At 50.4% G+C, this 8,455-nt stretch carries 10 protein-coding genes and 1 pseudogene; all 11 read left to right on the top strand.

Going from position 1 to position 8,455, the window contains the following annotated elements:
- The first annotated feature begins 190 nt into the window (after positions 1-190).
- Positions 191-688 (top strand): Na+/H+ antiporter subunit E, encoded by a 498-nt coding sequence (locus PF479_RS03325; RefSeq protein WP_298002207.1) that lies wholly within the window; start codon positions 191-193, stop codon positions 686-688.
- Positions 681-941 carry a monovalent cation/H+ antiporter complex subunit F gene (locus PF479_RS03320; protein WP_298002206.1) on the top strand — a complete coding sequence of 87 codons (261 nt, stop codon included), beginning with the start codon at positions 681-683 and terminating at the stop codon, positions 939-941. The genes PF479_RS03325 and PF479_RS03320 overlap by 8 nt, the downstream gene beginning before the upstream one ends.
- On the top strand, positions 941-1,294 hold the full coding sequence (mnhG, locus tag PF479_RS03315; RefSeq protein WP_298002204.1) for a monovalent cation/H(+) antiporter subunit G: 354 nt from the start codon (positions 941-943) through the stop codon (positions 1,292-1,294). The genes PF479_RS03320 and mnhG overlap by 1 nt, the downstream gene beginning before the upstream one ends.
- A complete protein-coding gene (locus tag PF479_RS03310) occupies positions 1,291-1,545 on the top strand; it encodes a hydrogenase subunit MbhD domain-containing protein (protein WP_298002202.1) in 255 nt (84 codons plus the stop codon). Before mnhG ends, PF479_RS03310 begins: the two co-directional genes overlap by 4 nt.
- Complete coding sequence (locus tag PF479_RS03305; RefSeq protein ID WP_298002201.1) at positions 1,538-2,224, top strand: Na(+)/H(+) antiporter subunit B; 687 nt, start codon at positions 1,538-1,540, stop codon at positions 2,222-2,224. Before PF479_RS03310 ends, PF479_RS03305 begins: the two co-directional genes overlap by 8 nt.
- Positions 2,221-2,580, top strand: a complete 360-nt coding sequence (locus PF479_RS03300) for a sodium:proton antiporter (protein WP_298002199.1) — start codon at positions 2,221-2,223, stop codon at positions 2,578-2,580. The genes PF479_RS03305 and PF479_RS03300 overlap by 4 nt, the downstream gene beginning before the upstream one ends.
- Positions 2,574-5,672, top strand: coding sequence for a proton-conducting transporter membrane subunit (locus tag PF479_RS03295; protein ID WP_298002197.1), 3,099 nt, complete (start codon positions 2,574-2,576; stop codon positions 5,670-5,672). Before PF479_RS03300 ends, PF479_RS03295 begins: the two co-directional genes overlap by 7 nt.
- Positions 5,669-6,583, top strand: a complete 915-nt coding sequence (locus PF479_RS03290) for a respiratory chain complex I subunit 1 family protein (RefSeq protein ID WP_298002195.1) — start codon at positions 5,669-5,671, stop codon at positions 6,581-6,583. The genes PF479_RS03295 and PF479_RS03290 overlap by 4 nt, the downstream gene beginning before the upstream one ends.
- Before the next feature lie 73 nt (positions 6,584-6,656).
- The gene (nuoB, locus tag PF479_RS03285) at positions 6,657-7,313 is read left to right on the top strand and encodes an NADH-quinone oxidoreductase subunit NuoB (protein WP_298002193.1); all 657 of its coding nucleotides are present in this window, start codon (positions 6,657-6,659) and stop codon (positions 7,311-7,313) included.
- 264 nt (positions 7,314-7,577) lie between these two features.
- Positions 7,578-8,114 carry an NADH-quinone oxidoreductase subunit C gene (locus PF479_RS03280; RefSeq protein WP_298002192.1) on the top strand — a complete coding sequence of 179 codons (537 nt, stop codon included), beginning with the start codon at positions 7,578-7,580 and terminating at the stop codon, positions 8,112-8,114.
- Positions 8,111-8,455, top strand: a pseudogene (locus tag PF479_RS03275) (hypothetical protein); the annotation flags it as partial. The gene PF479_RS03280 and the pseudogene PF479_RS03275, both read left to right, overlap by 4 nt.

Genomic DNA, 8,455 nt, shown 5'->3' with positions numbered 1-8,455 from the left:
ATACATTCCTTATTGTATAATATTTTATAGATATAAAAAAACGCATATATGTTTAGTTAAATATCTGCTTTTTCTAATGAAGTGCTTTTTTAATAACAGGAGCCCTTCATTTTTATTTTTTAGGCCCTTAGGCCTAAGCTAATAATCACCGAAGCCATGTTATGGCTTTGGTAGAGTATAAGGAGAGTCTATGAAAACCTTCAAGGCCAGGATTATGTTGATCCTGCTTCTGGGTGCTGTCTGGTTTCTACTGACCTATCCCTTTGATATTCAGGAAGGAATAGCCGGCGCTGTCTTAATAGTGCTCATTGTCCTGATGCCTCTCCCCGGGGGAGATCTGCTGGGTGATCTGAAATGGAATCCCAAAGCCATTCTCGCAATGATTACTTTTTTCTTTTATTTTCTGGGTGCCCTGATCAAATCCAATCTGGATGTGGCTTTCAGGGTTCTCCATCCCCAGATGCCTATCAACCCTGGTATCGTCCAGGTGAAAACCAGACTGAAAACACCTCTGGGACGGTTGATGCTGGCCAATTCCATCACCCTCACACCCGGTACCATTACGGTGGATACAAAGGGTGAAGACTTCTACATTCACTGGATTGCCGTGGAAGAAGGGGACTGTGAAGAAAAAACAAAAAAAATTGTATCTGGTTTTGAACGATATCTGGAGGTGATCTGTGGCTGATATATTATTCCAGGCGGCAATCGCTATTACCCTGCTTGCCCTGGTCATTACCTTTATCAGAATGCTGATCGGCCCCGATCCGGTGAGCCGCACTGTGGCTCTGGACGGCATGACCATCATTTCCCTGTCTGTCATTGTCTGGCTGGCCTTCTGGTCCGGCCGGGGAATCTATATTGATGTCGCTCTTGTCTACGGGCTCATCAGTTTTACCGGTGTGGTCGCTCTGGCCCGTTACCTGGAAAGGGGGCTCTGATGCTGGAATTGATCGGCGGAATTTTCGCCCTGCTGGGGAGTCTGTTTTTACTCCTCGCGTCTATCGGTATCATCCGGATGCCCGATGCCTTTAACAGAATGCAGACCGGAACCAAAGCCACAACATTGGGAAGTCTGCTATTCATGGCCGGTATCGCCATGGCCCGGCCGGAATGGTCAGGAAAAATGGTGCTGCTTATGATATTTATTCTGTTTTCAAATCCTCTCTCCTCCCATGCTCTGGCACGGGCGGCTCATAAATACGGTATCTCACTGGGAGAAAAGGCCGTTTGTGACCAATTGGGAGATGATCAAAGGGAATCGGTCGAAGAATCCGGGGAGGAACCTTCATGATTACTGTTTTAATGATTGTTCTGGGAGTCATGATGATTGCCGGAGCACTTCTGGCTGTTTATATGAAAAATCTGACCGCCGCCATCATTGCCAGCGGCTCTGTCAGTCTGATCGCATCTCTGATGTACCTCATTCTGGCCGCTCCAGATGTGGCTATGACAGAAGCGGCCATCGGTTCGGGATTGACCACGGTGGTCTTTCTATACGCCCTGAGCCGTATGAGAGGAAAGAAGGAGGAACCACGTGATTAGTCGATGGATCGCCTTTATCGCTCTTATACTGACTGCCCTTGTACTGCTGCCTTTTGTCACCATGCCGGTGAGTGAAGAGCTGACAGAAACGGCTGCCTATTATCTGGAGAAGGGACCCGAAGAACTGGGTGCTGCCAATCTGGTCACTTCCATCATTGTGACCTACCGCGGCCTGGATACTCTGGGAGAAGTCGCTGTTCTGTTTTTTGCTACCACTGGTGTAGGCCTGCTTCTGGGGAAAATGGGGGCCAGGGAAGATAAAATCCATCCCGCTTCGGAAATCCTCAGTACAGGAGCCTCCCTGCTGTACCCTATTCTTCTGCTCTTCGGAGCTTATATTTTTATTCATGGTCATCTGACCCCGGGGGGCGGTTTCCAGGGCGGTGTTGTTATCGCCACGGGTTTCCTCCTGCTCCTCCTGTCTCAGAGAGTCAAGAAAGTGAATCACACAGTGATGAACCTCCTTGAATCCCTGTCGGGTGCCGCGTATGTGGGTATCGGAGCGGCCGGATTGTTTCTGGCCGGTGGATTTCTGGATAACCGGATTCTCCCTCTGGGCGAGTTCGGAAGGCTCTTTAGTGCCGGTGCCATTCCTCTGATCTATGTTCTGGTGGGACTGAAGGTCGGTACCGAGCTCTCGGCCATCCTCGAAAATATGAAAGGGAGGGAACCAGTATGAGTCTTAATCTGATAGCAACGCTTGTCGGTTTTGCTCTGCTTATTGTCGGACTCTGGGGAATCCTGACCCGCAAAAGCATTATCAAGATGGTCATCGGTTTTTCCATCATGGATACAGGGATTCACCTTGTGATTGTCTCTCTGGGATACATCCAAGGCAGGACTGCCCCTATCATCGATGCCTCGGCGACAGGAGATCCCGTGTTGACCATGGTTGATCCTATCCCTTCGGCTCTTGTCCTCACCGCCATCGTTATCGGACTGGCTGTCACCGCGTTGATGCTCAGCTATGCCGTACGCCTCTATAAGGCGACCGGAACCTCTCAGGTTCAGGATATAAAGGAGTTAAAATGGTAAGCCCCATCTATCTTATCATCACAGCCCTGGGCACAGCTTTTCTGCTGCCTCTTTTAGATAAGATCAGCAGAACTCTGAGCCGGTGGGTGTTCCTTCTGGCCCTGGCCTTTATGGCTTTTATCGCCGGTTCTTCATTTATTGCCGCCTTGAACGGGGCCTCTCCGGATCTCTTTACAGCGGGGTTTAAGCCTCCTGTCTCCATTAACCTCAGGATGGGTGTGGAAGAGAGTTTTGCCGTTCTTTCTGTTCTCATCGCCGCCCTTCTGGGAGCTGTACATCTCAACAGTTCCTGGAAAAAAGACGGCCCCGGCGGCATGATGGCCTATCTGGCCCTGGCTCTGGGTGTGAGCGGCATCATCATGACCCGTGACCTTTTCAATCTTTTTGTTTTTTTGGAAATCACTTCCATAGCCACCTATGGACTGATTGCCCTGAAAGGGGATAAACGATCCCTGGAAGCTGGTTTCAAATACCTGATGGCCGGCGGTTTGTCTTCCATTTTCTTCCTGCTGGGTGCGGTTTATATCTATAGACTCACAGGAACCCTGTCCCTGGACTGGATCCTGCGTGATCCCCGGGTGGTGCAGAGTGTTTTCTCCTCGGGAGTCGGATTGTCGGCACTTTTCTTTTTGACCGCCGCTCTACTCATCGAACTTAAGCCTTTTCCGGCCAACGGATGGGCTCTGGATGTCTATCAGGCTGCCCCTGAAGGAATTGCCGGGGTCATCGCCTCAGCCAATGCGGGTGCCATGATCTTTGCCTTGATGAAGATCATGCCCCTTATGCCCATGCCTCTGCTCAAAGTACTCTCAGGCATAGGATTCCTGACCTTCTTCTTTGCCAACCTGATCGGGCTTAAACAGGATGACATTCCCCGGATGCTGGGTTTCTCATCTACCGCACAGATCGGTCTTTTAACCGGCGCCCTGGGAATGATGTTTCTGATGGGCGTTCAGCCCCTGAGCTTCATAATCATCGCTGGTGGTATCTTCATCAATCATCTCCTGGCCAAGGCGGGCCTCTTCTGGATTGCCGGACGCATCAATGCCTCCGACCGGGAAGGCTGGAGAGGCCGGATGATAGGAACACTTCCTGCCACCGTCATGGGCATCCTTGTCCTGGCTATGGCCGGTCTGCCTCCATTTCCCGGATTCTGGGCCAAATGGGAACTGATGAGACTCCTTATGGGAACCGGTCAGATCCTCTGGACGGTCCTTGTTCTGGTGGGGTCCCTCTTTGAAGTGATCTACCTCTTTCGCTGGTTTATCCTTTCTGTCCGTCCTTCAGAAGTGGTTTTCGAGCAGGTGGATATGCCCTGTAATGACGGAATTATCCCCGCCGGACTCCTTCTGTTTGCCGGTATATTCGCCGGAAGAGCTCTGGGAGGACTGGAACTTTCCCTCCTTCTGGTTCTGGGTGGAGCATTGGCACTGTTTATCCTCGAATTCCTGCCGTCAAGACTTAAATCCCTTATCAGTATGGGAGTCGTCGGGTATTTCGGCTGGACCTTCTATTCAGGTTTGACAGGATTGAATCTGTTCTTCTTTGCTCTCTTTATCACCGGAGGTCTGGTTTATCTATTCGCCGGTCTTTATGTAAAAGAACAACGACGGGGGCATTATCCTCTGCTGGTCATGAGCATCCTTTCTCTGGCTGCCTTAACCATGGCGAACAGCAATCTGGCCTTTTTTACAGCCTGGGAATTGATGGCTCTTTCTTCCTGGCTTCTGATACTCAGAGGAAAGGATTCTGAAAAAGCCTCCCTCCTTTACATTATGTTTTCCATGGGGGGAGCCTATCTGCTGATGGCGGGACTCTTTCTCATGGTTCCGGGATCCCCTGTGGCGGCCATCGCCTGGGTTCTGATCGCCCTGGCCATGCTGGTTAAAACCGGTGCTCTGGGGGTTCATCTCTGGCTGCCTGATGGGTACGCCGAATCGGAAGATGATGTTTCCGGATTCCTGTCCTCCATCCTCAGTAAGGTGGGTATCTTTGGACTGCTCTTCTTTGCGGTCAAGTACTTTCCTGTGGCACAGGTGGGAATCTCCTCCTCTGTCATCGGATGGATCGGGGCCTTTACCGCCGTGATTGCGGCTCTTATTGCCACCTTTCAGGAAGATATAAAATACACTCTGGCCTGGTCTTCCATGAGTCAGCTGGGCTACATCATCCTCGCATTTTCTCTCATGAATCATGCAGGTTGGACGACTGTTCTGTATCTGACTTTTAACCACACCATCTTCAAGGCCATGCTGTTTCTAGCCATTGCAGGAGTCGTGTCCAGGACCGGGACAAGAATGATGTACCAGATGGGAGGCCTGATCAGCCGAATGCCTATCAGCTTTCTGACGGTTCTCATGGGGATTATCGCCGTATCAGGCGTTCCTCCTCTCTCAGGATTCGGCGGAAAATGGATGCTCTATACTGCATTAATCGAATCCGGGAAATACCTGGAGGCGGGAATGGCCTTCTTTGCCAGCACCATCGCCTTTCTCTATCTGTTCCGTCTGATCCATACGATCTTCCTGGGACAGATCAAGGCGGAGCATCGGGAAATAAAAGAAGCCTCAGTCTGGCTGATTATTCCCCAGTTTGCCCTGATGGCCCTTTTAATGGTTTTCTCGACATTTCCCCATCTTTTTGTGGAACCCATGGCAAAGATCACTGCCGCCTGGTTCCCCCAGAATATGGCCTTTGATGCCAATGGGACAATCACCAATACCATCGGATACTGGAACGGCAGCTGGGTCATGTATGTGACCATGGGCGTCTTTGCGGCTCCCTTGCTGTGGCTGTTCATCGTCATGAATAAGCCCCAGAAAGTAAAACAGTTCAATATTGTATTTGCAGCAGAGCGGCCGGACCGTCCCGAAACAACACACTATGCCTATAACTTCTTTGCTCCCTACAGAAAAGCCCTCGGCTTCCTGGCGGGACCAACCATTGAAACGGCCTGGAAGGGAGTGGCCAGTTTGACAATGAATCTGTCCTCCTCCTTCCGCCGTATTTACACGGGGAACGGTCAGACATATATGATTCATATCATTCTCTTTCTGACTCTGTCCTATTTTGTAATGAGAGGTCTGCTATGATTGAAAAGATTCTGTTAAAGGGCTTCTACACCCTGATTTCTCTCTTCGTGATTACAAACTATGGGCTCCTGCTGATGGGGTCCATGGCCCGGATCACGGCCAGAGTTCAGGGGCGGATCGGTCAGCCAGTCTGGCAGCCCTACATTGATATTGTCAAAAACAACGCCAAGAGATGGTCTATCTCTCACGGTGTGATGTTTTACCTGGGACCAGTCTTCCGCCTGGCCGGCGGATTGGGAACCTACCTTTTCATCCCCGGAATTCTGGGATCTGTTGTGTTCGCCAATTTTTCCTTTTCCGGAGATGTGATCCTGGTCTTGTATTTTATCTTCTTCGGACAGCTGGGAATGGCCCTGGGTGCCGGACAGAGCGGGCATCCCTACAGTCCTGTCGGTGTGAGCCGCGGTCTGGCACAGATGACGGCTTTTGAAGTTCCTTTTACCCTGGCCGTGATTGCCCTGGCCAGCCAATACGGAACCTTGTCCATTACAGAAATAGCCATGGCTCAACAGGGGGGAATCCTCAATTGGAGTGCCTTCACCAACCCTCTGGCCACCATTGCGGGACTCTTCGCCTTCGTGGGAATGTCTATGCACAATCCATTTTCTGTGGTGATTGCTCCCCAGGAAATCCCGATCGGACCGCCCACAGAGTATCAGAGCAGTATGCTGGGGATGCTCCAAACCAACCGAGCCATCTTCAACGGTGCCAAGCTGGTTCTTTTTGTGAACCTGTTTTATGGGGGAGCCAATAACATATTTGAATTGGTTATTAAGACCTTCATCCTTTATTTTATCAATGTATTCGTGGGCGTTTCCTTCCCCCGATTCCGTATCGAACAGGCTATCCGCTTCTTCCTTTTTGTTCCGACCATCATCGGACTGGCAGCGGTCCTGATTCAATACATTTAACCTTGGCCCTTCGGCCCTGAGCGAAAAAAACATCAAGGCTGTGGAACAGCGTTGATAGAACATAGGAGTATCTATGGATAAAACAACAGACGACCTGACGACCAGAGAAGATCTGGATCGTCAGCTGAAAATGCCCAATGCCGGTCTCAGCAAGGAGGATCAACCTCTTTTCTGTGATGCCGCACCCCAGACAGTGGCTCCTTACAGGGGAATCTGGGAAAACTTTCTCAACTGGGCCAGAGCCAATTCACTCTGGATACTGGGTTTTGGTACAGGCTGCGGTGCCATCGAGCTCCGCCCTCTGATGACCGCCCGTTTTGACATGTACCGTTTTGGAGTACAGGCCCGGCCGACACCCCGCCAGTCCTGTGTCTTTGTCATCGGTGGGTATGCCTCCACTAAGACCATCAAGAGGGTCGTGCGCTCTTACGAACAGATGCAGGGACCAAAGTTTGTCCTGGGTCTGGGAAGCTGTACGATCAATGGCGGCATGTACTGGGACAGCTATAACACCATCAACCGCCTGGATCATTATATTCCGGTCGACCAGTATATCGCGGGCTGTATGCCCCGTCCTGAGGCTCTTCTGGCAGGAATTAAGGAGCTGAAGAAGCAGATCCTGGCAGGAGATACTGAAAATACCAACAAGTACATTGAGAATCTGGACTGGTATAAGGCCAATCAGAAAAAAATCATCACCGAATGGGATATGCCGGATTACAACTGGTAACCCCCTTAGGCCTATGCAGAAAAAACACCAAGGCTGTAAACCAGCCTTGGTAGTGTATACAAGCATCGTCAGACCCTAGGCCCATATTGAAGGCCCTTAGGCCAAAACAGAAAAAATGCCAAGACTCTAAACCAGCCTTGGTAGGCCCTTCGGCCTATTTTGAAAAATCACCAAGACTCTAAATGAGTCTTGGTAGACCCTTAGGCCTAAACAGAAAAATCACCAAGGCTGTAAATCAGCCTTGGTAGGAGGTTAATACATAAAATGACAGAATTGATGACGCGCCTGAACGAGCGCTTTCCCGTCGAAAAGACGGATAAAAAGTCGGAAAGCCAGATCTTCCTGACCCTGCATAAAAACCAGGCCGGTCAACTGATCACATGGCTGAAGGATATGGAAGGTTTCAAACATCTGATCATGGTGACCTGTGTCGACTGGCCCGAGCGGAATCATATGGTTCTTCACTACCTGCTGCACAACCATGACACTAATATGGATATGGGAGTCCTTGTTGAGATCGAACGGGAAAAACCGGAGATGGATGACCTCCATCATCTCTGGTCTCAGATGGCCACCTATCAGAGGGAACTCTTTGAAATGTACGGAATTAATTTACCCGGAAGTCCCAGATTGACAGAAGCTTTCTATCTTGAGGTCTGGAAAGAAATTCCACCCATGCGCCGGGAGTTTGATACCAAAAAGTATTCAGAAGAGACATTCTTCGCCCGTCCCGGACGATCCACCAATGATCCTGCAGACACAATGCGGAAAGAACTCTACCCCGGGAGGTCTGAACTATGACCATCTATGCCAATGAAAATCAATATCCCGAGGTCAAAGACGGCAAAGCCGAATTGGACATGTCCTCGGGGAAATACATGAAAATCTGGCAGGGGCCCCAGCATCCGGGCATCACAGGGAATATGTCCCTGGAACTGACTGTTGCGGGGGACGAAGTCTACGAGTGCAAGACCCATGTGGGCTATCTACACCGGGGCTTCGAAAAGCTCATCGAACGGAGAACCTTTATTCAGAGTTTTCCCATTGTCTGCCGGATCTGTGTTCCCGAACCGGATTTCAACGAATACCTCTTTGCTCAGGGACTTGAAAACCTCTCGGGAATCAAGGCCCCCGAGAGGGCC

The organism is Oceanispirochaeta sp. (assembly GCF_027859075.1).
Lineage (GTDB): Bacteria > Spirochaetota > Spirochaetia > DSM-2461 > DSM-2461 > Oceanispirochaeta.
The sequence above is the reverse complement of the archived record's forward strand: the minus strand, read 5'-3'. Positions and strand labels throughout refer to the sequence as shown.